17 protein-coding genes and 1 riboswitch are annotated in these 22,497 nt (G+C 61.8%); of the genes, 5 read left to right on the forward strand and 12 right to left on the reverse strand.

Going from position 1 to position 22,497, the window contains the following annotated elements; translation table 11 throughout:
• Positions 1–36: 36 nt before the first annotated feature.
• The 5 genes from AC13Q5_RS12030 to AC13Q5_RS12050 all read right to left on the reverse strand — a co-directional run bounded on the left by AC13Q5_RS12030 (position 37) and on the right by AC13Q5_RS12050 (position 7,018).
• Positions 37–1,464, reverse strand: a complete 1,428-nt coding sequence (locus tag AC13Q5_RS12030) for a M48 family metalloprotease (protein ID WP_488502015.1) — start codon at positions 1,462–1,464, stop codon at positions 37–39.
• Between the two features lie 375 nt (positions 1,465–1,839).
• Positions 1,840–2,568, reverse strand: coding sequence for a thiamine ABC transporter ATP-binding protein (locus AC13Q5_RS12035; protein WP_488501804.1), 729 nt, complete (start codon positions 2,566–2,568; stop codon positions 1,840–1,842).
• Positions 2,561–4,201: a thiamine/thiamine pyrophosphate ABC transporter permease ThiP gene (thiP, locus tag AC13Q5_RS12040; RefSeq protein ID WP_488502016.1), complete on the reverse strand. Its 1,641-nt coding sequence runs from the start codon at positions 4,199–4,201 to the stop codon at positions 2,561–2,563. Before thiP ends, AC13Q5_RS12035 begins: the two co-directional genes overlap by 8 nt.
• A 7-nt stretch (positions 4,202–4,208) precedes the next feature.
• Positions 4,209–5,237: a thiamine ABC transporter substrate binding subunit gene (gene thiB, locus AC13Q5_RS12045; RefSeq protein ID WP_488501805.1), complete on the reverse strand. Its 1,029-nt coding sequence runs from the start codon at positions 5,235–5,237 to the stop codon at positions 4,209–4,211.
• A 51-nt stretch (positions 5,238–5,288) separates the two neighbouring features.
• A riboswitch (TPP riboswitch) is annotated at positions 5,289–5,405 on the reverse strand.
• A 71-nt stretch (positions 5,406–5,476) separates the two neighbouring features.
• The gene (locus tag AC13Q5_RS12050; RefSeq protein WP_075853485.1) at positions 5,477–7,018 is read right to left on the reverse strand and encodes an MFS transporter; all 1,542 of its coding nucleotides are present in this window, start codon (positions 7,016–7,018) and stop codon (positions 5,477–5,479) included.
• A 167-nt stretch (positions 7,019–7,185) separates the two neighbouring features.
• Between AC13Q5_RS12050 and AC13Q5_RS12055 the strand changes: the two genes are divergently transcribed.
• The 5 genes from AC13Q5_RS12055 (at position 7,186) to AC13Q5_RS12075 (ending at position 14,942) form a co-directional block, all read left to right on the forward strand.
• Entirely contained in the window at positions 7,186–7,713 is a 528-nt protein-coding gene (locus AC13Q5_RS12055) for a MarR family winged helix-turn-helix transcriptional regulator (protein WP_075853486.1), read from the forward strand.
• A 72-nt stretch (positions 7,714–7,785) separates the two neighbouring features.
• Complete coding sequence (locus tag AC13Q5_RS12060) at positions 7,786–8,439, forward strand: thiamine diphosphokinase (RefSeq protein WP_488501806.1); 654 nt, start codon at positions 7,786–7,788, stop codon at positions 8,437–8,439.
• 2 nt (positions 8,440–8,441) lie between these two features.
• Positions 8,442–10,271, forward strand: coding sequence for an ABC-F family ATP-binding cassette domain-containing protein (locus AC13Q5_RS12065; protein ID WP_488501807.1), 1,830 nt, complete (start codon positions 8,442–8,444; stop codon positions 10,269–10,271).
• 316 nt (positions 10,272–10,587) lie between these two features.
• Positions 10,588–11,769 (forward strand): efflux RND transporter periplasmic adaptor subunit, encoded by a 1,182-nt coding sequence (locus tag AC13Q5_RS12070; RefSeq protein ID WP_488502017.1) that lies wholly within the window; start codon positions 10,588–10,590, stop codon positions 11,767–11,769.
• Positions 11,766–14,942 (forward strand): efflux RND transporter permease subunit, encoded by a 3,177-nt coding sequence (locus AC13Q5_RS12075; protein WP_457878310.1) that lies wholly within the window; start codon positions 11,766–11,768, stop codon positions 14,940–14,942. Before AC13Q5_RS12070 ends, AC13Q5_RS12075 begins: the two co-directional genes overlap by 4 nt.
• Positions 14,943–15,035: 93 nt before the next feature.
• Here AC13Q5_RS12075 and AC13Q5_RS12080 read toward each other — a convergent pair whose 3' ends face one another.
• From AC13Q5_RS12080 to metA, 7 genes are all read right to left on the reverse strand, one after another.
• Positions 15,036–15,764, reverse strand: a complete 729-nt coding sequence (locus AC13Q5_RS12080) for an SIS domain-containing protein (RefSeq protein ID WP_488501808.1) — start codon at positions 15,762–15,764, stop codon at positions 15,036–15,038.
• Between the two features lie 123 nt (positions 15,765–15,887).
• Positions 15,888–17,045, reverse strand: a complete 1,158-nt coding sequence (gene nagA / locus AC13Q5_RS12085; RefSeq protein ID WP_488501809.1) for an N-acetylglucosamine-6-phosphate deacetylase — start codon at positions 17,043–17,045, stop codon at positions 15,888–15,890.
• Entirely contained in the window at positions 17,045–18,076 is a 1,032-nt protein-coding gene (locus tag AC13Q5_RS12090) for an SIS domain-containing protein (RefSeq protein ID WP_488501810.1), read from the reverse strand. Before AC13Q5_RS12090 ends, nagA begins: the two co-directional genes overlap by 1 nt.
• Positions 18,073–18,846, reverse strand: coding sequence for a GntR family transcriptional regulator (locus AC13Q5_RS12095; protein WP_075853493.1), 774 nt, complete (start codon positions 18,844–18,846; stop codon positions 18,073–18,075). Before AC13Q5_RS12095 ends, AC13Q5_RS12090 begins: the two co-directional genes overlap by 4 nt.
• Before the next feature lie 238 nt (positions 18,847–19,084).
• Positions 19,085–20,110, reverse strand: coding sequence for an aldose epimerase family protein (locus tag AC13Q5_RS12100; protein ID WP_488501811.1), 1,026 nt, complete (start codon positions 20,108–20,110; stop codon positions 19,085–19,087).
• A 252-nt stretch (positions 20,111–20,362) separates the two neighbouring features.
• Complete coding sequence (locus tag AC13Q5_RS12105; protein ID WP_488501812.1) at positions 20,363–21,556, reverse strand: vWA domain-containing protein; 1,194 nt, start codon at positions 21,554–21,556, stop codon at positions 20,363–20,365.
• Between the two features lie 3 nt (positions 21,557–21,559).
• Entirely contained in the window at positions 21,560–22,486 is a 927-nt protein-coding gene (metA, locus tag AC13Q5_RS12110; RefSeq protein ID WP_488501813.1) for a homoserine O-acetyltransferase MetA, read from the reverse strand.
• Positions 22,487–22,497 lie beyond the last annotated feature (11 nt).

Here is a 22,497-nt window from a genome sequence, read left to right on the forward strand (position 1 = left end):
TTTAGATCTTCTCCCGGATGGAAGAAGAGCCGCTCATTATTCCGAGATAATTTTGACCCTGTCGCCCGGCGCAATCGTCGCCCCGGTTGGCAGGGCATTGATCAGTTTGAACAGATCGAGTTTGCGATCGGTGCCCATCATGCGGGCGGCGAGCGTGGTGATGGTGTCGCCAGGCTTGACGGTGACGACGCGCACGCGCAGCGGCTTCAGCGAGGCAGCCTCTTCCGGCGTCATATGCCGGAAGCTCGCGAGCAGAACATTGGCAGTCTGATCGAGCTGTGTGATATTTCCCTTCGGCACCGCCGTCAGGAAGCGGAAGATCTGCGTGCGGTCGCGGATGACAGTCACATCGAAATCCCAGCGATCGGCGGAGGCGCGCGCGGTTGCGGCCGGCATGCCGTTGACGGTGATCGACTTGATCGACGATGGATCGAGGCCCGTGACCCAGCCGCTGGAAATATAATTCGTCAGATTCTGGTTCTGGGTATCGGCAACGCCGTCGAAGCGGATGGCGATATCGCCCGGGCCAGTCGCCATGACGGCTTCGACCTTGTTGTCGATACGGAAATCGGGTGGCACGTCGAAGCGGATGCCGAGGCCGCCATGCAGGAAGGTCTGGCCACGCACATAGCCCTCCTCGGGACTGTCGCCATAGAGCAGGCCGTCGATGCCGTTCAGGTAATAATCGCGGCCGATGTCGCCGACCTTGCCTTCCTCGCCGAATTCACGGGCATGCGCCTTGGCAAGATCGATGCGCTGCGGCGTGCTTGGGTGGCTTGAAAGGAAGTCCAGGCTCTGGTCCACGTCGGAGTTGGCCGACATGAAGCGGCTGTAGTCCTCCATCGCATTCAGGAATCGGGCGGCGGCATAAGGATCATAACCAGCCTGGCCGAGCGTGCGGATGCCGATCTCGTCGGCCTGCAGCTCCTGCTGGCGGGAGAAGGCGGCCAGACGCAGCTTGCCGCGCGCGAGCGCCTGCTTACCGGCGAGGTCGCTCGACAGGACTTCCGAAACGACACGGCTGGCGATGACCTCGGCTTCTTCGCGCTTCTGCCGCTCGATGCCGTGATTGGCTGTCACGTGCGCCATTTCATGTGCCAGCACGGCGGCAACTTCGGAAGCGTCGTTGGCAAGCGCCAAGAGGCCGCGTGTGACGTAGAGATAGCCGCCCGGCAGCGCGAAAGCGTTGATCGATGGTGAATTGAGAATGGTGATGCGGTAGGACTGCTGCGGATTTTCCGACACGCTGGTCAAGGCGCCGGCGATGCGGGCAACGAGCCGCTCGGTCTTGGCATCCTTGTACTCGCCGCCATAGCTTGCAAGAATGCGCGGATGCTCGCGAGCGCCCATCTGCGCGCGCGGATCGTTCTTCTGCACCTCGGAAACGATCTGCGGATTGGCGGAGGGGGAAACGCTCGGCTGATAGGATTGGTCCAGCACCGTCTGGCAGCCATTCAATATCATTGCGGCCGCAAGGAAGGGGACAAAGCGGCGCAAACGGGCTGCGACGGTCGCGCTGATCCTTCGTTCTGCTCGCTTGCTCTGCTTCAGGACCTGTATCCTACTCATTTCGCTGTCATGCCGGCTCGGCGCCAAATCCGGTTGATCGTTACCGGGCCGATCATCGTCGCGCGCCGACAAAGGTTACGTCCACCCCCATCGATCCGAATTTACCCGGACGGTCTCCACCCCTTGCTGTAGCCGATTTTGGCACCGGTTGCATAGCGAGACTCCGTTTAAATGTGGCGGCGTTGTATTTTAGCAAGCATTCCCTAGGACTTTCAGCCGCTTGCCGCGACGAAATTAAGGCAAAACCGGCGACAAGAAGCTGCGGCGCAATCAATGTTGCAGAAATGTGGTCAATGCCGGGATGCCGTCCGTCTCCAGAAAGGTCCCGATGGGAGCGGCGAGCTCGATCGTGCCGCCATCGATGAACGTGGCATGGTCGGCAAGGCGCCGTACCTCGGCCGGATCATGCGAGACGATCAGCACCGTATTGCCGGTCTCGCGATGCAGGATTTTCAGGAGCTCGACCATGCCCGAGCGCAGGCCGGGATCGAGGGCGGCGAAAGGCTCGTCCAGCAGCAGGATCGGCTTGTCACGCACCAGCGCCCGGGCAAAGGCGGCGCGCTGCCGTTCGCCGCCCGAGAGCGTTCCCGGCTTGCGCTTCTCGAAACCGGGCAACCCGACGCGCGCCAAGGCTTCCGAGACCCTTTGCCGGTCCTCTTTCGAAAGTTTCAATGACGGGCTGATGCCGAGGCCGACATTGGTGAAGAGATCGAGATGGGTAAAGAGGTTGTTGTCCTGGAAGACGAGGGACACCGGCCGCTCGGCGGGGTGCAGGCCGGTCACGTCCTCTCCGGCAAGCACAATGCGGCCGCGGTCGGGCTGTTCGAAGCCGGCTAGCAAATTGAGGAAGGTCGATTTTCCCGATCCAGAAGGGCCGGCGACGGCGATGATCTTGCCCTGCGGCAATGTGCAGTCGAAGCGGAAGTCATGCGTGCCGAGGCGCAGCTCGACGCCGGCCATCGCAATGCCCTGTTCCTTCATGTCCCTGCTATCATCCATTTCGCCTGCTTTCGTCATCACGTACGCCCTGGCCTGCCGTACCGGCGATGGTCAAGAGAAGGCAGACCAGGCCGAGGATCAAGGCATATCCGTCGGCATCATTGGTGCGATAGCTGCCGAGCTTGCTGTAGACCAGCCAGGGCAGGGTCATCAGGCTATCCGAGCCGAAGAGCGCCACTGCGCCCAGATCGCCGAGCGAGAGAGCCATGGCGAAGGAGAGGGCGGTGAAGAGCGGTTTGCGCAAACCCGGCCAATCAATCAGGCGAAGGCGGGCAATGCCGTGAAGGCCGAGGCTTGCCGCCAGCCGTTCGGTACGAAGGCGATGGACCACATAGGCCGGTTCGATGACGCGAATGACGAAGGGCAGCGCCATCAGTGCATTGATGATAACGATGAGGCCGGCCGCAAACCGGCTGGGATCGCCCAATGGCCTCAGGGCCAGGAACCAGCCGGTTGCCAGCACGATCGGCGGCACCAGCAGGATGAGCGACGCGCTCGCGCTCAATGCAACCGCCAGGCCGCGCAGGCCGAGGGTCTTGCGGCGATCCGCCGATATGACCGATCGGGCGCGAATGATGGCAAAAGATATCAGTACGGCTAGAAGGCCCGCGGCAAGCGCAACGACCAGGCTGGTGGCGGCCGCCTGCAGGAAGATCGGCTGACCGGCGAGCTTGAAAAGATTTGCCTCGAGGCCTGTCACGACGACCGAAGCGAGCGGCAGGCCGAGAAAGAGGGTAGCTGCCAACAGCATGATGGTATCGACCCATCGAGCGGCCACTCTTTGCCCGTCGATGCGTCGCAGGGTGCGACCACTGGTGAGGCCGTGATCGTCCGGCGCGCGAAACAGCATCATGGCGCCAAGGACGAAGAGGGTGATGACGATTTGCAACAGCGACAGCATTACGGCGCGGCCGGGATCGAAATCGAAGCGCAACGCCTGATAGATCGCCACTTCCAGCGTCGTCGCGGCCGGGCCGCCGCCGAGGATCAGGACCAACGTGAAGCTGGTCGCGCAGAGCATGAAGATCAGGCCGGCAATGCCCGGAATGAGGCCGCGCAGGATAGGCCATTCGATGAAGCGAAAGACCGAGATGGGCCGCATGCCCAGCTCATCGGCCACGAACCAATATTCCGCGGGAACGCGCTCCAGCCCCGCGAGCATCAGTCGGCAGGAGAGCGGCATGTTGAAGAAGACATGTGCCAGCAGGATGCCGGTGAGGCCATAGATGCTGACGGGCTGTGATAGGCCGAGTGCTGCAAGCGCCTGATTGAGCAGTCCTTGCCTGCCCCATATGCCGAGCAAGCCTAATGCACCGATCAGCACGGGCAGACCCATCGGCACGGCCATCAGACGGATCAGCCACAACCGGCCCGGAAAGCGAGGCTGACGAGCCAAGGCGCGCGCGACCGGAATGGCGAGCACGACGGAAAGCAACGTCGAGAGCACTGCCTGCAGCAGCGTGAAGCGCAGGACGCGCAACAGGTAGGGATCGGTCAGAGGATTGGTGCCGCCGGATTCGATGCCGGCGGCGAGCAGGACGAGCACGGCGATCCCGACGAAAAGCGCGATGCCGGCGAGGCTGAGTGCCCCACCGGAAATGACGCGTTTTCGTTCGGGTGCCGTGAGTATGATCAAGGCGTCAATTGCCGCTGGTGGCCGTCAGCCATTCATCGATCCACGCCTTGCGGTTCTTGTCGACGTCGGCCGGGCTCATCAGGAAGGTCTTCGAAGGCACCACGAGCTTGTTGAAGGCGTCCGGCAGCGGCTCGGAAGTTGCCGAGACCGGCATCATCCAGTTGCTTGTCGGGATGATGTCCTGGAAGCCTGTGGAAATCATGAACTTCAGGAAATCACGAGCAAGCTCCTTGTTCGGCGAGGACTTGATAAGGCCGGCGACCTCGATCTGGATATAGTGTCCTTCCGAGAAGGCGGCTGCCTGATAGCGGTCGGTCTTGTCCTCGATCATGTGATAAGCCGGCGACGTGGTGTAGGAGAGCACCATCGGCGCTTCGCCCTTGGTGAAGAGATCGTAGGCTTCCGACCAGCCGGGAGTGACGGTCAGGATGCGACCCTTGAGCTTCGTCCACGCGTCGGCCGCCTTGTCGCCATAGATCGACTTGACCCAGAGCAGCAGGCCGAGGCCTGGCGTGGAGGTGCGCGGGTCTTCGATGACGATCTTCTGCGAGGGGTCGCCCTCGACGAGATCCTTCATGCTCTTCGGCGGGTTCTTGACGGTCTGGCTGTCGTAGATCACGGCGAAGTGGCCGTAGTCGTAGGGCACGAAGACATCGTCCTTGAAGCCACCGGGAACCTTGAGGGCCGAGGTATCGACGCCGCTCACATCGAACAGGCCGGTATCTTTGGCCTCGTCGACGAGATTGGTGTCGAGGCCGAGGACGACATCGGCCTTGGTGCCGGCGCCTTCCAGCTTCAGGCGGGAGAGAAGCGCCACGCCATCGGTGACGCTGACATAGTTGACCGTGCAGCCGCAGGTCTTCTCGAAAGCGGCCTTGATCTTGGCGCCCGGACCCCAATCGGCGGTAAAGCTCTCATAGGTGTAGATGGTCAGGGTCTTGTCGGCTGCCTGAGCAGGCTGTGCGGCAAAGAAGCTTGTTCCGGCGGCAAGGGCCAGGCCGGCGAAGAATGACAATAGCGAACGGTGTTGCATGACAGCGCCTCCTTTTTTTGGTTTCGTCTTGAAGGGGAAAGGGCGCCATGATTTCGTCACGCGTCTAATCCCTCCGCCGGTGTTAGCCGGATCAGGTTCCGCGGGTTGGCCGGTTAGAGCCTCTCAGCCAGATATCCGAAAGGACATAAGGCACCCCGTTAGAGCGTCGGCAGATTTAGCCCTGTGACGAAGGGATGACAAGGGAAATGATTCCCTTGTCGATTGCGGGCGGAGGGATGTTACTCGGCTGCGTGCGCAGCGGCCGTGGTGCTGCTGTCGAATTTCTGCGTCGCCCCCGGAAGTTGCACGTTCTTCAATGTCAGCGAGGTCAGTAGACCGATGAGGCAGATGCCGGCCGCCGTCATGAACAGCGGGCTGAAGGCGCTCGCATAGGCGTTGGCGACGGCCTCGCGGGTTGCTTCGGGCAATGCGGCCATCATCTTCGGCGTCAGTTCCTCGATATTGGATACGCCCGCGATCGAGACGCCGACATTGCCAAGCTTGGCGGCAATGATGGCGCCGTAGATGGAGATGGCGATGGAGGCGCCGCCCATGCGCGAGAGCGTGACGGCGCCGGTCGCAGCACCAACGTCGCGGGCTGCCGCGGCATTCTGCACGCCGATGACGGGTACCTGCTGCGCAAGACCGATTCCGATGCCGTGCAGAAGCATCAGGCCGCCGATGAAGACGACGGGTGTGCCGGCAGGCAGGACGGCGATCGAGGCAAATGCGATGGCACTGCAGGCAGCACTTGCGATGGCGAAGGGCTTGTAGCGCCCCTTCGCGGCGATCAGCCGGCCAGCCGATAGCGAACCGCAGACGATACCACCAGTCAGGAGAATGAACAGCAGGCCGGCCATCGAGGGCGAAAGGCCCGTCGTCGTCTGCAGGAAGAGCGCGAAATAATTGACCATGCCGATCGCAACGGCGCCGCTGGTGATCGAGATGATCAGCAGCAGACCGAATGTCGGATTGCGGAACAGCGTCATCGGTACGATGGGCTCGGGTGCGCGGCGCTCGATGAAGACCCAGGCAATGGCGCAGATCACGCCGAAAGCGATGATGCCGAGGCATTGCGGCGACAGCAGCGATCCGAAGAGTTCGGTGCCGTCGGCGGCAAGCACGATGCTCGTTGTCGTCAGGGCAAGAACGATCGCGCCGGCATAATCGATCTTCGGGCGGCGGGCCGGCTTGCGATAGGGAAGCATGGTGGCAAGGCCGGCCAGCACGATGAAGCCGATTGGCACATTGACGAGGAAGATGGAGCGCCAGCCGAAGAGATCGCTCATCGTGCCGCCGAGAACGGGGCCGATGGCGCCGGAAGCCATCAGTACGAGGCTCGAATAGCTCTGGTAGCGGGCGCGTTCCCGCGGTTCGAAGAGGTCGGCGTTGACGGCGAAGATCGACACAAGGATGCCGCCGCCGCCGAGGCCTTGAAGGACGCGAGCTGCGATGAGCGTATCCATCGAAACGGCGAGGCCGCAGACGGCTGAGCCGATCGTGAAGATCGCGATCGCCGTCATCATCACGTATTTGCGGCCAAAGAGATCGCCGAGTTTGCCGTAAACCGGCATGACGGCTGAGAGGGAGAGAAGATAGGCCGAACCGATCCAGCCGAAGCGCTCCAGATGGCCGAACTCGCCGACGATCGTCGGCAGTGCCGTCGAGACGATCTGGTTGTCCAGCGTCGCCATAAACATGGCAGTCATCAGAAACAGGAAGAGTATAAGCCGCCGTTTATGATCCGCCACAAGCGGCGCGAACTTTGTCTGCATGTCCATGGGGCAAGAAATCCGAGCTTGGCCGAAACGCTGCGCGGTCGATCGAATGCGCGGGACGCCCCGGTTTTCATACTTGAGATATATGTGCCATTAGCATATAATTGTCAATGACAGGTGAATGCTGTTTGCATGTTTTATTTGTTTTCTGCCTCTGATATGGTGGAAAGATGACATCTGCGACCAATACACGTGAAGTTGAAGCCTCGGAGCTGACCGAAGACGAGAATCTCCTGCGCATCGGGCAGGCGATGACGCGCATGCGGCTGCTGACGGGCCGCCGCATGATCGGCAGGCTTGCCATCCAGAGCGTGGCACCGGGCCTCGAGCTTTCGCACCTCGACGTGCTGGATGTCGTGAGGCGGGCGGAGGCGACGGGCGAAGTCACCGTTGGCACCATCGCCGAGATGCTGCGCATCGATCCCTCGCGAGCAAGCCGCATCGTTGCCGACATGGTGACGCGCGGCGTGTTGCGCCGCAAGGCATCGCAGGCGGATGCGCGGCGCATCGTCGTGGTGCTGACCGCGCTCGGCCAGAGATTGCTGTCGGAGATCCAGGCGCAGAAGTTCTCCGTCATCGGCAGCATCTTTGCCGATTGGACAACGGAGGAAATCGAGAGCTTCTCGTTGCTGTTCGATCGTTACGTCAGCGGCTACGAGCAGGTTTTCCAGGCGCGCATCAAGGAAACGGACGACTGAGCGGTCGACGCGGCCGTTCTTGCCTACGGTGCTCTTCCCTAGGGATATGACTTTGCGCTATGGGCTTGCCTCATGAGCCAGTCCACCACCTTCACCATCCTGCTCGGCGGCGAGCTTCGTCTGACGGAGCGGTTGCGCGATGCGGTTTCCGGCAGCCGTTTCATTGCGGCCGACGGCGGCATGCGCCATGCGGTCGCGCTCGGCGTGGAGCCGGAATTGTGGGTCGGCGATTTCGATTCCACACCCGCCGATCTGCTGGGTGCGTTTCCCAATGTGCCCAAGCAGCCCTATCCGGCGGCGAAGGCTGCGACCGACGGCGAGATTGCCGTCTCGGAAGCGATCGATCGCGGCGCCGCCAGACTGATCCTTGCCGGTGCCATGGGCGGTGAGCGATCCGATCACGCGATCCAGCATCTGCTCTACGGCGTGCATCTGGCAGAGAAAGGTCTCGATGTCTTGCTGACTTCAGGTGACGAGGAGGCGGTGCCACTTCCGCCCGGCGATCTCACGCTGGCGCTGCCGGCCGGTTCGCTGTTTTCCGTCCTCGGCTTCAGCGATCTGACGGGCCTGTTCATTGAGAATGCCCGTTATCCCTTGCGCGATTTTCATTTGTCCTTTGGCGGATCGCGCACCATTTCCAACGTGGCGGAAGGTGATGTGCGCTTTTCGCTCGGCAGCGGCAGGGCGATTGTTCTTGCCCGCCCTTATGACCTTTCCGGAGTCTGATCTTGGCCCCTCCCATTCTGAAACTCGACGACATCTTCCTGAGCTTCGGCGGCGCGCCATTGCTCGCCGGTGCCGCGCTGCAGGTGGAGCCAGGCGACAAGATCTGCCTCGTCGGCCGCAATGGTTCGGGCAAGTCGACACTTTTGAAGATCGCGGCCGGCCTTGTCGAGGCGCAGTCTGGCGAAGTGTTCCGCCATCCGTCGTCTACCGTGCGCTATCTCGAGCAGGCGCCGGATTTCGCCGGTTACAAAACGGTTGCGGCCTATGCCGAAGCTGGTCTCGGACCGGGTGACGACCCCTATCGCGTGACGTATCTACTTTCGCATCTCGGCCTGACCGGCGAGGAAGATCCGAACAATCTCTCCGGCGGTGAAGCGCGCCGTGCGGCTCTGGCGCGCGTTCTGGCGCCGGAACCGGATATTCTGCTGCTCGACGAGCCGACGAACCATCTGGACCTGCCGACCATCGAATGGCTGGAAGGCGAGCTGCAGAAGAGCCGCAGCGCACTCGTCTTGATCTCGCACGATCGGCGCTTCCTCGAAAAGGTCTCGACGGCGACCGTCTGGCTCGATCGCGGCACCTCGCGCCGGCTGGACAGGGGATTTGCCCATTTCGAAGCCTGGCGGGATCAGGTGCTGGAAGCTGAGGAGCTGGAGCAGCACAAGCTCGGCAAGCAGATCGAGCGCGAGGAGCACTGGCTGCGCTATGGCGTGACGGCGCGGCGCAAGCGCAATATGCGCCGGCTCGGCGAGCTGCAGGACATGCGTTCACGCTATCGCGGCCACAAGGGCGCTTTGGGCACGGTGCAGGCCGCTGCGTCCGATGCGCAGGAGAGCGGCAAGCTGGTGATCGAGGCCGACAAGATCACCAAGACCTATGGTGACAGGGCTATCGTCGCGCCGTTCTCGATCCGCGTGCATCGCGGCGATTGCATCGGTCTCGTCGGTCCGAACGGTGCCGGCAAGACCACACTTTTGAAGATGCTGACAGGCCAGCTGGAGCCGGACAGCGGCACGGTGAAGCTCGGCACCAATCTGGAAATCGCCACCCTCGACCAGAAGCGCGAGGAGCTGAACCCGGAAGATACGCTCGCCAACTACCTGACTGACGGCCGCGGTGAGAACCTGCTCGTCAACGGCGAGCAGCGGCATGTGACCGGCTATATGAAGGAATTCCTGTTCCAGCCGGAACAGGCACGCACGCCGATCAAGAACCTCTCCGGCGGCGAGCGCGCCCGGTTGATGCTGGCGCGCATCCTGTCGCGGCCGACCAATCTTCTGATCCTCGACGAACCGACGAACGACCTCGACATCGAGACCCTCGATCTGCTGCAGGAAATTGTTTCCGGCTTTGCTGGCACGGTCATCCTCGTCAGCCACGATCGTGATTTCCTTGATCGCACTGTGACCTCGACGATTGCGCCTGCCAATCCGGAAGATCCGGATGGGCGCTGGATCGAATATGCCGGCGGTTATTCGGATATGCTCGCGCAGCGCAAGGGGGCGATCGAGGAGCGCAAGCGGGCGGAAAAGGCAGCCGAAAAGCCGAAGGCTGCGGAGACCGCACCGTCTTCCGCCGATGCTTCGAAGGGCAAGGGAAAGCTTTCCTACAAGCAGAAATTCGCCTTAGAAAACCTGCCGAAGGAAATGGCCAAGGCCGAAGCCGAAATTGCCGCTCGTGAGCAGAAAATGGCCGATCCGAACCTCTTTTCCAAGGATGCCGCAACGTTCAACCGTCTTGCGGCGGAAATGGAAAAGCTGCGCGAAAGCCTGACCAGGATGGAAGAGGAATGGCTGGAGCTCGAAATGCTGCGCGAGGAGCTGGAGGGCTAGGGCTCATATCCGCTCATCCTATGCGCGTCTTTACTATGCAGTAAAAACAATCGGTTGCGCTCGACCGCAGCCGGTTCATTCCCTGTTGTCGAATCCGATAAACCGTTTATACATTAACGCATGCTGCCGGACGACGAGCCGGTTGATACCCCCGGGCCGACGTGGCCCGTGGCGCATGTTGGGGAAGTCCGAAGCGACCTGATTGGATTGCGCCTGATGGCGACAGGTCCTTCGCTGAAAGTTGCAAGCAAATTTCGTGAGCGCTTACCGTGATGACGGCGCGTGATGCCGCATGCGGTTTTTCGAGGGGGCCTTCATGCCGATGCTGCTGCGTGCCGTTTTGTTCAGCTGTGTTTTTGCCGTTTTTTCTGGTGCCCAGGCACTGGCGCAGGGCGCTCCGCCGGCCCCGCCCGTCACGGTCGCCAAGCCTGTCGTTCGCGATGTCGTCGACAGCGACGAGTTCATCGGGCGCTTCCAGGCGGTCGATGAAGTTTCCGTGCGCTCGCGGGTGGGCGGTTATCTGCAGGAAGTGCATTTCAAGGATGGCACCATGGTCAAGCAGGGCGACCTGCTCTTCGTCATCGACCAGCGGCCTTTCATCACTGCGCTCAACGAGTCGACGGCCTCGCTCGAAGTGGCAAATTCGTCGCTGACGCTCGCCGACGCGCAATTCAAACGTGCCCAATCGCTGTCGACGACGGGCAGTCAGTCGGCATCGACCCTCGACGACCGCCGCCGTGATCTCGTTTCCGCCGAGGCGAACGTACGCGGTGCGCAGGCAGCCGTCGATCGTGCCAATCTCGACATGGATTTCACCAAAATCACCGCACCGCTCAGCGGCCGCATCGACCGGCGACTGATCTCGGTTGGCAATCTTGTACAGGCCGACCAGACCGTGCTGACGACCATCGTCTCGCTCGATCCGATCGATTTCTATTTCGACGTCGACGAGCGCCGGCTGCTCTCCTATGCCGACGAGGCCCGTAAGAACGGCAGTGCCCTGCAGCAGGGCGGCGGCGGGCTTGATGTCACTGTCACGATTGCCGATTCCAAGCAGAAGCCGTTCAAGGGCAAGCTCGATTTCGCCGAGAACCGCGTCGACAACGAAACGGGCACAATCCGCGTCCGCGCCAGCTTTCCCAATCCTGATCTTATCCTCCAGCCCGGCCTCTTCGGGCGCGTTCAGGTGCAGGGTTCCAACAGCTACAAGGCGATCCTCGTTCCGGACGAAGCCATCGGCTCGGATCAGAACCAGCGCGTCGTCTATACGGTCGATACGGCGGGTAACATTACGCCGAAGTCCGTCCGCCTCGGACCGAAGCTCTATGGCTACCGCGTCATCCGCGACGGCATGACCGGCGACGAGACCATCGTCGTCAACGGGTTGATGCGCATCCGGCCTGGCGTCAAGGTGACGCCGCAGCTGATCGAACTGCCGCAGCAGGCGACGAATGACGAGCCGCCGGCTCAGGCCGATGCACAGGGGACGAACCAATGAGGTTTTCCCACTTCTTCGTCGATCGACCGATCTTTGCATCGGTCCTCTCCATCGTGCTGCTGATTGTCGGCGGCATCGCCTATTTCCAGCTTCCGGTGGCGCAATATCCCGAGGTTGCGCCTCCCACCATCGTCATTCGCACCTCTTATCCTGGCGCTGATGCCCAGACCATCGCCGATACGGTGGCAACGCCGATCGAGCAGGAAGTCAACGGCGTCGAGGACATGCTCTACATGTCCTCCTACTCCAGCGCCGACGGTTCCATGTCGCTGACGATCACCTTCAAGCTCGGCACCGATCTCGACAAGGCACAGGTGCTGGTGCAGAACCGTGTGGCCATCGCCGAGCCGCGCCTGCCCGACGATGTCCGCCGCATCGGCATCACGACGGTCAAGAGCTCGCCTGACCTGATGATGGTCGTGCATCTCCTGTCGCCGAACAATCGCTACGACCAGCTCTACATCTCCAACTATGCCCGCACGCGCATCCGCGATGTTCTCGTGCGCCTGGATGGCGTCGGCGACGTGCAGCTCTTCGGCGAGCGGCAATATTCGCTGCGCATTTGGCTCGATCCGGAAAAGCTTGCCGCCTACGGTATGACCGCCGGCGACATCGTTCAGGCGCTCAGGGACCAGAACGTGCAGGTATCCGGCGGATCGATCGGCGGGCCGCCGGTTTCCGGCACCAACGCCTTCCAATATACCGTCACGACGCAGGGGCGCTTTTCCGATGCACGGCAATTTCGCTACGTCATCGTCAAGGCGACCGGCAACGGCCGCCTCGTGCAGCTGCAGGATGTCGCGCGCATCGAGCTCGGGGCGCAGGATTACGTCACCAACAGCTATCTGAACGGCAGTCCGGCGGTGGCGCTCGGCGTCTTCGCCCGACCCGGCACCAATGCGCTCGCCGCTGCTGCCGACATCCAGAAGACGATGGAGGACCTGTCAAAGGATTTCCCGCAGGGGCTTGAATATCGCATCATCTACAACCCGACGGAATTTATCGCCGAGTCGATCCATGAGGTCTACAAGACCATCTTCGAGGCGGCCGTTCTCGTCGCCATCGTCGTGCTGGTGTTCCTGCAATCCTGGCGGACGGCGATTATCCCGATCGTCGCAATCCCTGTTTCACTGATCGGTACCTTCGCCTTCCTGCTCGCCTTCGGCTTCTCGCTGAACATGCTGACGCTGTTCGGTCTGGTGCTGGCGATCGGTATCGTCGTCGATGATGCGATCGTGGTGGTGGAGAATGTCGAGCGTAACCTCGCGCTCGGCATGACGCCGAAAGAGGCGTCGCATGTGACGATGAATGAGGTGGGCACCGCCGTTCTGGCAATTTCGCTGGTGCTCATCGCCGTCTTCGTGCCGACTGCCTTCATCCCTGGCATCTCCGGGCAGTTCTACCGGCAGTTCGCCGTCACGATCTCCGTCGCCACGGCGATCTCCTGTCTCAACTCGCTGACGCTGTCGCCGGCAATCGCCGCGATCGTGCTGCGCCCGCACAGTCACGAGAAATCCAAGAATATCTTCGCGCGCTTCGGCCGCGCCTTGGGTGACGGGTTCAACCGCGGCTTCGAGCGGATGAGCAGCGGTTATTCCTGGATCGTGCGCCACCTTGTGACGACATGGGCGGCGCTCGCCTGTGCGCTTCTCGTCTTCGCCGGATTGCTGGCCGGCACGTGGTATATGGGCAGGATCGTGCCGCAGGGCTTCGTTCCGACAATGGACCAGGGCTATGCCATCGTCGTGGTACAGCTGCCTGACGGCGCGTCGCTGGCGCGCACCAACGCCGTCATCCAGAATGCGACCGAGATCATCAGCAAGACGCCAGGTATCGCCAATGCCGTCGCTTTCGCCGGCTTCAACGGCGCGACCTTTACCAATGCTTCGAATTCCGGCGTCATCTTCACGCCGTTCAAGCCGTTCGAGGAGCGATTGAAGACCGGCGACACGGCCACCAAGATTATCGGCCAGCTTTATGGCAACCTGCAGGGTATCCAGGAGGCCTTCATCATCGCTATTCCGCCGCCGTCGATCCGCGGCGTCGGCAATTCCGGCGGCTTCAAGATGCAGATCATGGACCGGGAAAATCCGGACATGCGCCGTATCCTGCCGCTCGCCTATCAGATGATGGGCGTTGCTGCGCAGAACAAAGGCGTCAGCGGTGTCTTCACCACCTTCTCTGCCAATAGCCCGCAATATTTCCTGGCGATCGATCGCGACAAGGCGCGGGCGCTCAACGTGCCGATCCCGAATATCTTCGAGACGCTGTCGATCAATCTCGGTACATCCTACGTCAACGACTTCAATGCCTTCGGCCGCGTTTACCAGGTGCGGGCGCAGGCCGATCAGCAATATCGCATGGAGCGGGAGGATATTCTGGCGCTGAAGGTTCGTTCGGCGACCGGTGCGCTGGTGCCGCTCGGCACGCTGGTCGACATCCGCGATACGACCGGGCCGACGCTCGTGCAGCGCTACAACATGTATGTTTCGGTTCCCGTACAGGGCAATCCGGGGCCGGGGGTCTCCACCGGTACGGCGCTCGACACCATGGAGGGGATAGCAAAGAACCTGCTGCCGTCGGGAACGACCTTCGAATGGACGGAACTCGCCTACCAGGAGAAACATACCGGCAATACGGCGATCTACATCTTCGCGCTGTCGGTCATCTTCGTCTTCCTGGCGCTGTCGGCGCAGTATGAGAGCTGGATCCTGCCGCTTGCCATCATCCTCATCGTGCCGCTGGCGGTTCTGGCGGCGCTGATCGGGGTGCATCTGAGAGGCATGGACAACAATATCCTCACGCAGATCGGGCTCATCGTGCTGATCGGCCTTGCGGCCAAGAACGCGATCCTGATCGTCGAGTTCGCGCGGCAGGCGCAGGCTGAAGGAAAAAGTGCCGTCGAGGCGGCGATCGAGGCCAGCCATCTGCGTCTGCGCCCGATCCTGATGACAGCCTTCGCCTTCATCTTCGGCGTCGTGCCGCTGATGATCGCCACCGGTCCGGGCGCGGAAATGCGTCAGTCGCTCGGTACGGCGGTCTTCTCGGGCATGCTCGGGGTGACGCTGTTCGGCCTCTTCCTGACTCCGGTCTTCTACGTCGTCCTGCGCCGCCGGCGTAAGCAGGCGGAAGCAGCACAGGAGCCCTCGGCCACCGATGCCGCGGCACAATGATGGCCAACAAAAGGGCCGAGCGTTTCACGGGAATCGCTCGGCCGCTCTATTCATCTGATTTTACCCAATAAAAGACGTCAAACCGTTGGCCGCTCAGAGATGCGGATTGCGCGGCCGGTATCTCTTGACCAGCTGCTGGTTGGTTTCCTTGGCGCCCGGCATGTTGGCGCTGAGGTAGATGGGCGGATTGCCATCCTTGCAGAGCTCGGCGGCGACATCGGCGAAGATGGCGTTCAGGACTGTCGTGCCGACGGCCGTCGAGGCCGGTCCGACCTTCAGCTCCATTCCCGGCAGGTCGATCATGGCGTCGCCCGGCGGCAGGCCGTTGTCCAGCACGATATCGGCGATATCGGCAAGTCTCCTGCGGCCATTGGCAATGGCGGCCGAATAGGCGAGCGAGGTGATGGCAATGACCGTCGCACCGATCTCGCGGCCATAATCCGCCGCCTCGATCGGCGCGGCATTGACGCCGGAATTGGAGGCGATGATCAGCACGTCGCCTGGCTGCATGCCGTAGCGCTCGAAGACCGGGCGGATGAGGCCTTCGGTGCGCTCATAGACCGAGCTGATGACGGCGCCTTCATGCAGCATGGCGGAGCCGACAAGTACGGGGATGGTGAAGGCGAGGCCGCCGGCGCGATAATGCACCTCCTCGGCCAGCATATGCGAGTGGCCGGTGCCGAAGACATAGACGCGCTGGTCGGCGCGTGCCGCGGCACAGATGGCGGCCGAAGCCTTCGACATGGGCTCGTCCAGCGTTTCACGCAGGGCCTCCAGCCGACCGATGAGGGCGGAGAAATAGCTGTCCGTGACTGCGCTCATGCCGCGCTTCCTCTTCGAATGTCTCGGAGCATTTCGCGTTTCCTTGAAGCGCGAGATGCTCTGTCTGTTTGTTCCCACACAATTCCGTACGGAAGACCGCCGAGCGCTTTTCCCGGACGCGGCCTAGGCTGACGGTTGGCCGGAGATCCATGTTTCGGTGACTTCGATGCCGTCGTTGATGTGAACGAGATCGGCGCGCATTCCCGGCGTGAGGTGGCCGCGATCCGCCAACCGTAGGAAACGGGCGGGATAGGAGGTCGCCATACGCAGGGCTTCCGCCAGCGGCAGCTCGAGGATGTTGACGCCGTAGCGGATGGTGGAGGCCATATCGACATCCGAGCCGGCCAGCGTGCCGTCGTCGAGCGTCAGCTTCGAGCAATAGCCACCCTTGGTGCGATAGACCGTGCGGCCGTTCAAGGTGAAGCTCGGAAGGTCGGTGCCAACAAGCGACATGGCGTCGGTGACGAAGAACAGCCGGCCCTCGCCGCGCTTGGCGCGCAGCGCGACGCGCAGCGCCGTCGGCTCGACATGATGGCCGTCGGCAATGATACCGCACCAGGGGGCAGGGTGGTCGATCGCCGCGCCGACGAGACCGGGCATACGGTGACCCATCTGGCTCATGGCGTTGAACAGATGGGTGACGCCGCGGGCGCCGGCATCGAAACGCGCATCGGCTGCTTCCGCCGTGCAATCGCTGTGGCCGATGCTGACGATGACGCCGCCTTCGGCGAGTGCCTGTACCTGCCGCTCTGTGACCTGCTCCGCCGCCATGGTGACCAGCAGCGTGCCGATCGCCTCGCGGGCACGGATGAAGGTTCTGACGTCGCTATCCTCGACCGGGCGCATCAGTTCGGCGAGATGCGCGCCCTTGCGAGCCGGCGCCAGATGCGGGCCTTCGAGATGCAGGCCGGCGACACCGCGATTGGCCTTCACCGCAACGACGGCTGCCTCGATCGCCGCCGTCGTTGCGGTTGAGACGTCGGTGATCAGCGTCGGCAGCAGCGATGTCGTGCCATAGGGGCGATGCCCCTCGGCAATCATGTACATCGATTCGGGCGAGGGTCCGTCGTTCAGCATGCGGCCGCCGCCGCCATTGACCTGCGCGTCGATAAAGCCGGGAGAAAGAACGCCACCCGTCAACTGGATCGTTTCGGTATTATCGGGGACATCGTTTACGCTGGTGATCGCATGGATACGGCCATTGCCGATCACCAATGCGCTGTCCTCGTGAAACCGGTCGCCATCGAAGATGCGAGCGCCGGTAAAGACCTTGTAGTCCATCACATGGTCTCCGTTACCTTGAGAAGATTAGCCGGCTTATCCGGATCGAAGCCCTTCCGCCGTGTCACCGACTCGATGAGGCGATAATAGCATAGCAGCGACACCAGCGGGTCGAGCAGGCCGTTGCCCGTCGTCGGCATGCGCAGGTTGATGCCGGCAAGCGGCGCGGTCGAGAAGGAGACGGCGGTTGCGCCGAGCTTCTGCAGGCGCTCGAGCGCCTGGGCGTTGTTGGCGAAGGCGGCGTCATCAGGCGAGAAGGCGACGATCGGGAAGCCCGGCTGCACGAGGCGCATCGGTCCATGCATGAGCTCGGCCAGAGAGAAGGCTTCGGCATGAAGCCCGGCGGTTTCCTTGGCTTTCAGCGCTGCTTCGAGCGCGATGGCGAAAGCCGGGCCGCGGCCGCCGGTATAGAGCGAGGAGGCATTGAAGAGCACGTCTTCTGCGGCCTTGCCGTCGATGCCCGAGGTGGCGGCCAGCGCTCCCGGCAGCTTGGCAAGGCCATCGATCAAAGCCTTATCCTGCGAAACCGCAGCCGTGACGCCAGCAAGGGCGGCAACCGAGGCAATAAAGGATTTGGTGGCGGCGACGCTCTGTTCCTTGCCGGCATTGAGGCCGAGCACGATGTCGGCTTCCTTGGCAAGCGGGCTGTCGGTGACGTTGACGACAGCGATCGTGGTGGCGCCACCCTTCTTGGCCGCAGCCTGTAGCGCGATGATATCGGGGCTGCCGCCGGATTGCGACACGGTGAAGTGGATGCCGCCCTTCAGGTGCAGCGGCGCGCCATAGACAGAGGCGATCGACGGGCCGACAGAGGCGACCGGGATGCCGCAGGAGATTTCGAACAGATACTTGAAGAAGGTAGCGGCATGGTCGGATGAGCCGCGCGCCGCCGTCGTGATCAGCGACGGACGACCGGTCGAGAAGAGCTTCGCGATCTCCGCGAAAGCCGGCTTTTCCTTTTCAAGCAGGGTCGCAACCACCTCAGGCGATTGGCCGGCTTCCGTCAGCATCAGGGACTGGGTCTCGCTCATAGGTCATCTCCAATTCTCAATTCGGCAACAAAATCATAAGCATCGCCGCGATAGTGCGAGCGGGTATATTCAACGACGCGCTGGTCCGCGAGGCGGGAGACGCGTTCGATCAGAAGCGCGGGCGCGCCGGCCTTGACGGTCAGGATCGATGCGGAAGTGGGGTCGAGCGTCACGGCGGTCAGCCTCTGCTGGGCGCGCACCGGCTTGAAGCCCTTGGCGGCCAGCGCATCATAAAGGGACCCCTCGGATATGGCGTCTTCGCCCAGGAACTTGATCGGAACGACCGCGCGCTCGATGGCAAGCGGCTGACCATCGGCGAGCCGCAGTCGGTCAAGCCGCAGAACAGGCTCATCGACGCCGAGGCCGAGAAGGAAGGATTCCTCCGGCGCCGGTGTGCTGATGGTGCGCTGGAGGATGCGGGCTCCCGGTTCGCGGCCGCGCGAACGCATATCGGCGGAGAAGGAGGAGAGGCGCCAGAGCGGCTGCTCGATACGCTCCACATGCTGCGAAACGAAGGTGCCGCTGCCATGGCGGGATTCGATGACACCCGAGGTCAGGAGGTCGCGATAGGCGGTTCTGACCGTGACCCGGCCGATCTGCAGGGCGCCGGCGAGATCGCGTTCGCCCGGCAGCGCCGTTCCGGCTTTCAACAGCCCTTCCTGGATGAGGCCCGTCAGGGCCTGCGCCAGACGCTTGTACAGCGGCCCGCTTCCGGTCCCTTCGCTGAGACCGCGATTGTTCAATTCGGCGATCAAACTGGTTCTATCCATGGTGGACATCTAGAACCTATTTAGAACCAATTCACAAGATGATTCTGGCCTTATCGCTAAAAAGAATCGGCCGGGCGCTTTGGACGCCCGGCCGAAATTCACGAGAGCAAGGCATGCTCCAGAGCGAATTCAGATTTCAGATCTGTTCGGTCTGAAATCTGAATTCGCTCTGGAATCAAGGAAGTAGAGCATGATGTCGTCCGAAAGTTGTCTACACTTTTCGGCATCATGCTCGGCCTCAGTTCTTGGTGAAGATGTAGTCCGTTTCCTGCCGCAATACCTCGCCCGGGCGGAGCACGGCATTGGGGAAGCCTTCGTGGTTGATGGCGTCGGGCCAGACCTGCGTTTCCAGGCAGAAGCCGGCAAAGGGGCCGATCTTGCGGCCGTCATGGCCGGGAACCGGCACATCGAGTTTGAAGCCGGTATAGAACTGCACGCCGGGCTCGGTGGTGCGGACCTCAAGCGATACGCCGGAATTGACGCTGCGGGCGAGGACAACGGAACGTTTGGCAGTGCGTTCGGTCGAGAGGCAGAAATTGTGGTCGTAAAGCGCCTGCTCGCTGCCGTCGAAACGCTTCATCGGCGACATCTCGCGGAAATCGAAGACCGTACCTTCGACGGAGCGGATCTCGCCGGTCGGGACCTGTTTGTCGTCCGTCGGCGTATAGTGATCGGCGGCGATCATGATGTCGTGGCCGAGCGCATCGTCACGACCGTCGAGGTTGAAATAGGCATGCTGGCAGACATTGGCGAGCGTCGGCTGGTCGGTGGTCGATTCGTAGGTGACCGACAGTTCGCCGTTGCCATGCACCCAATAGGTCGCCTGGATCGTGCAGTTGCCGGGATAGCCGGCGCGGCCGTCGGGATCGACGATCTTCAGGACGACGCGGTCGGTATCGTGCTCAACGATGGTCCAGTTGCGCTTGGCGATATTGTCCTTGCCGCCGTGCAGATGGGTGACACCCTTTTCGTTGAGCTCGAGCTGGTATTGCTTTCCATCCAGCGTGAAGCGGCCACCGCCGATGCGGTTGGCGCAGCGGCCGGGCGTGGCGCCGAAATAGGAGGAATGGGCGGGATAGTCAGAGAAATTATCGAAACCAAGCAGAAGCGCCGGCTCATGGCCATCAAGGCGAAGATCCTGGATGACCGCGCCCCACGACATGATATGGGCGGTGAGGCCGCCACCGACGATCTTGACGCGATAGACAGTATCCCCATCGGCCGTCGTCCCAAAAACTTCCCGCTGCAAAGTGCTTTCCGTCATATCAACTCATCCATTGCTTTTGAGTATGTGAGGCCAGACCCTGCCTCCATTCGCGCCGTTCCGCAACCGGTTCCCTGGCGAAATCTAGGGGCGAATAGCAGGGGATCAAGCAGGGCTGCGGCTTTCGAGGCGCTACGCTGCGCCGGAAGTATGCAATGCCTATGACAGAGCGGCAGGTTTCTGTGAGGTGCCAGGCACGAAGGTGCAGCAGGACACCGGGCGTCTGACTATGGCAAACTCGGGCTGGTCCGCTCAGCGCGACAATTCTTTTGTCGCACTCTCCAGCCCGCCAAGCGTGAGGGGATACATGCGCTCGCCCATCAGGCGGCGGATGATGGAGATCGAGGTCGTGTAGCCCCAGTAGTTTTCCGGCACAGGGTTGATCCAGATGCATTTGCGGAAGTGGCTGGTCATGCGGCCAAGCCAGACTTGGCCCGCCTCCTTGTTCCAATGCTCCACTGAGCCGCCTGCCTGAGTGATCTCGTAGGGGCTCATCGAAGCATCGCCGACGAAGACGACGCGGTAGTCGGGGCCGAAGGTGCGAATGAGGTCGGTCGTTGCGGTAATGTCGACGCGCCGGCGGCGATTGTCCTTCCATACGCCCTCGTAGAGGCAGTTGTGGAAGTAGAAATATTCCATGTGGCGAAATTCCGCGCGGGCGGCGGAGAAGAGTTCTTCGACCACCCTGATATGATCGTCCATCGAGCCGCCGACGTCGAAGAACATCAGGAGCTTCACCGCGTTGCGGCGCTCGGGCCGCGTCTGGACATCGAGATAGCCATGTTCGGCGGTGGAGCGGATGGTGCCGGAGAGATCCAGCTCCTCGGCTGCTCCCTCGCGGACCCAGCGGCGCAGGCGCTTCAGCGCCACCTTGATGTTGCGGGTGCCGAGCTCGACGCCGTCGTCGAGATTCTTGAAGTCGCGCCGATCCCAGACCTTGACCGCGCGGCGGTGGCGCGAGGTTTCCTGGCCGATCCGTACGCCTTCGGGATTGTAGCCATAGGCGCCGAAGGGCGAGGTTCCCGCCGTGCCGATCCATTTCGAGCCGCCCTGATGCCGGCCTTTCTGCTCGGCCAGCCGCTCGCGCAGCGTCTCCATCAGCTTCTCGAAGCCGCCAAGCGCCTCGATCTCTCTTCTTTCCTCTTCGGTCAGATGTCGTTCGGCAAGCTTGCGAAGCCATTCCTCGGGGATAGCGGTCGGCTCAATAGCTTCTCCATCAGCATTGGCGCCGATTGCTTCGACGCCGCGGAAATAATCGGCGAAGACCTGGTCGAAGCGATCGATGAAGCGCTCGTCCTTGATCAGCGTCGTGCGCGCCAGATAGTAGAAGGCCTCGACATCGTAATCGGCTATCCCCTCTTCCATTCCCTCAAGCAGCGACAGAAATTCCCGGAGCGTCACCGGGACCTTTGCTTCCTTGAGTTTCAGGAAGAAGGGAATGAACAAGCCTCAAGTCCTTTCCTGGCCGATCTCCTCCAGATCATACGGCGTGGTCTGGTAGATCTCGTTGATCCAGTTGCCGAAGAAGAGATGCGCATGGCTGCGCCACCGGTTCTGCGGCGGGATTTCCGGGTCGTTATGCGGGAAGTAGTTGTGCGGCATCTTGATCGGCACGCCCGCATTCACATCCCGAAAATATTCGTCCGCCAGCGAGGTGGAATCATACTCCACGTGATTGAACATGTAGAGCCGGTTGCAGGCCTGTTCGTGCACGAGGCAGACGCCCATCTCGCTTGAATCCATCAGGATCTGCAGGCCCGGCACTTTCTCGATGTCGGCGCGCTTCACCTCCGTCCAGCGCGAGACCGGAATGGCGAAATCGTCGGAAAAGCCGTTGAGATAGACCGAGGAGGGCTTCAGGTTCTGGTGGCGATAGACGCCGAAGGCTTTTTCCTTGAGCGTGTATTTCGGCACGTTGTGGAAATGGTAGATCGCCGCCATCGCGCCCCAACAGACGTTCAGCGTCGAATGAACATTGGTCGTCGTCCACTCGAAGATCTCCTGCATTTCCTTCCAGTAGGTGACGTCTTCATAGTCCAGCAGCTCGATCGGAGCGCCCGTGATGATGAAGCCGTCGAACTTGCGGTGCTTCACCTCTTCCCAGGTCTCGTAGAAGGCAAGAAGATGCTCCTCGGAGGTGTTTTTGGCTTTGTGGGCGCCGATGCGCACCAGCGAAAACTCCACCTGCAGCGGCGACGCACCGACGAGGCGCGCCATCTGGACCTCGGTCTTGATCTTGTTCGGCATGAGGTTGAGAAGCCCGATCTGAAGAGGGCGGATATCCTGACGGAACGCCACCGTTTCGGTCATCACCCGCACACCCTCGCTCTGGAGGGTCTCAAACGCGGGGAGCGTATCGGGAATCTTGATGGGCATTTTTTCACTCG

Source organism: Martinezella sp. CNPSo 3964 (assembly GCF_057784375.1).

What these genes read in the sequence shown, in the direction of transcription:
- AC13Q5_RS12050 (WP_075853485.1), bottom strand. Translation starts at nt 7,018, where the DNA reads ATGGACATGCAGACAAAGTTCGCGCCGCTTGTGGCGGATCATAAACGG.
- AC13Q5_RS12080 (WP_488501808.1), bottom strand. Translation starts at nt 15,764, where the DNA reads ATGAGCGCAGTCACGGACAGCTATTTCTCCGCCCTCATCGGTCGGCTG.
- AC13Q5_RS12060 (WP_488501806.1), top strand. Translation starts at nt 7,786, where the DNA reads ATGAGCCAGTCCACCACCTTCACCATCCTGCTCGGCGGCGAGCTTCGT.
- AC13Q5_RS12075 (WP_457878310.1), top strand. Translation starts at nt 11,766, where the DNA reads ATGAGGTTTTCCCACTTCTTCGTCGATCGACCGATCTTTGCATCGGTC.
- AC13Q5_RS12090 (WP_488501810.1), bottom strand. Translation starts at nt 18,076, where the DNA reads ATGAGCGAGACCCAGTCCCTGATGCTGACGGAAGCCGGCCAATCGCCT.
- AC13Q5_RS12095 (WP_075853493.1), bottom strand. Translation starts at nt 18,846, where the DNA reads ATGGATAGAACCAGTTTGATCGCCGAATTGAACAATCGCGGTCTCAGC.
- nagA (WP_488501809.1), bottom strand. Translation starts at nt 17,045, where the DNA reads ATGGACTACAAGGTCTTTACCGGCGCTCGCATCTTCGATGGCGACCGG.
- AC13Q5_RS12030 (WP_488502015.1), bottom strand. Translation starts at nt 1,464, where the DNA reads ATGATATTGAATGGCTGCCAGACGGTGCTGGACCAATCCTATCAGCCG.
- thiB (WP_488501805.1), bottom strand. Translation starts at nt 5,237, where the DNA reads ATGCAACACCGTTCGCTATTGTCATTCTTCGCCGGCCTGGCCCTTGCC.
- AC13Q5_RS12035 (WP_488501804.1), bottom strand. Translation starts at nt 2,568, where the DNA reads ATGGATGATAGCAGGGACATGAAGGAACAGGGCATTGCGATGGCCGGC.
- AC13Q5_RS12100 (WP_488501811.1), bottom strand. Translation starts at nt 20,110, where the DNA reads ATGACGGAAAGCACTTTGCAGCGGGAAGTTTTTGGGACGACGGCCGAT.
- AC13Q5_RS12055 (WP_075853486.1), top strand. Translation starts at nt 7,186, where the DNA reads ATGACATCTGCGACCAATACACGTGAAGTTGAAGCCTCGGAGCTGACC.
- metA (WP_488501813.1), bottom strand. Translation starts at nt 22,486, where the DNA reads ATGCCCATCAAGATTCCCGATACGCTCCCCGCGTTTGAGACCCTCCAG.
- AC13Q5_RS12070 (WP_488502017.1), top strand. Translation starts at nt 10,588, where the DNA reads ATGCCGATGCTGCTGCGTGCCGTTTTGTTCAGCTGTGTTTTTGCCGTT.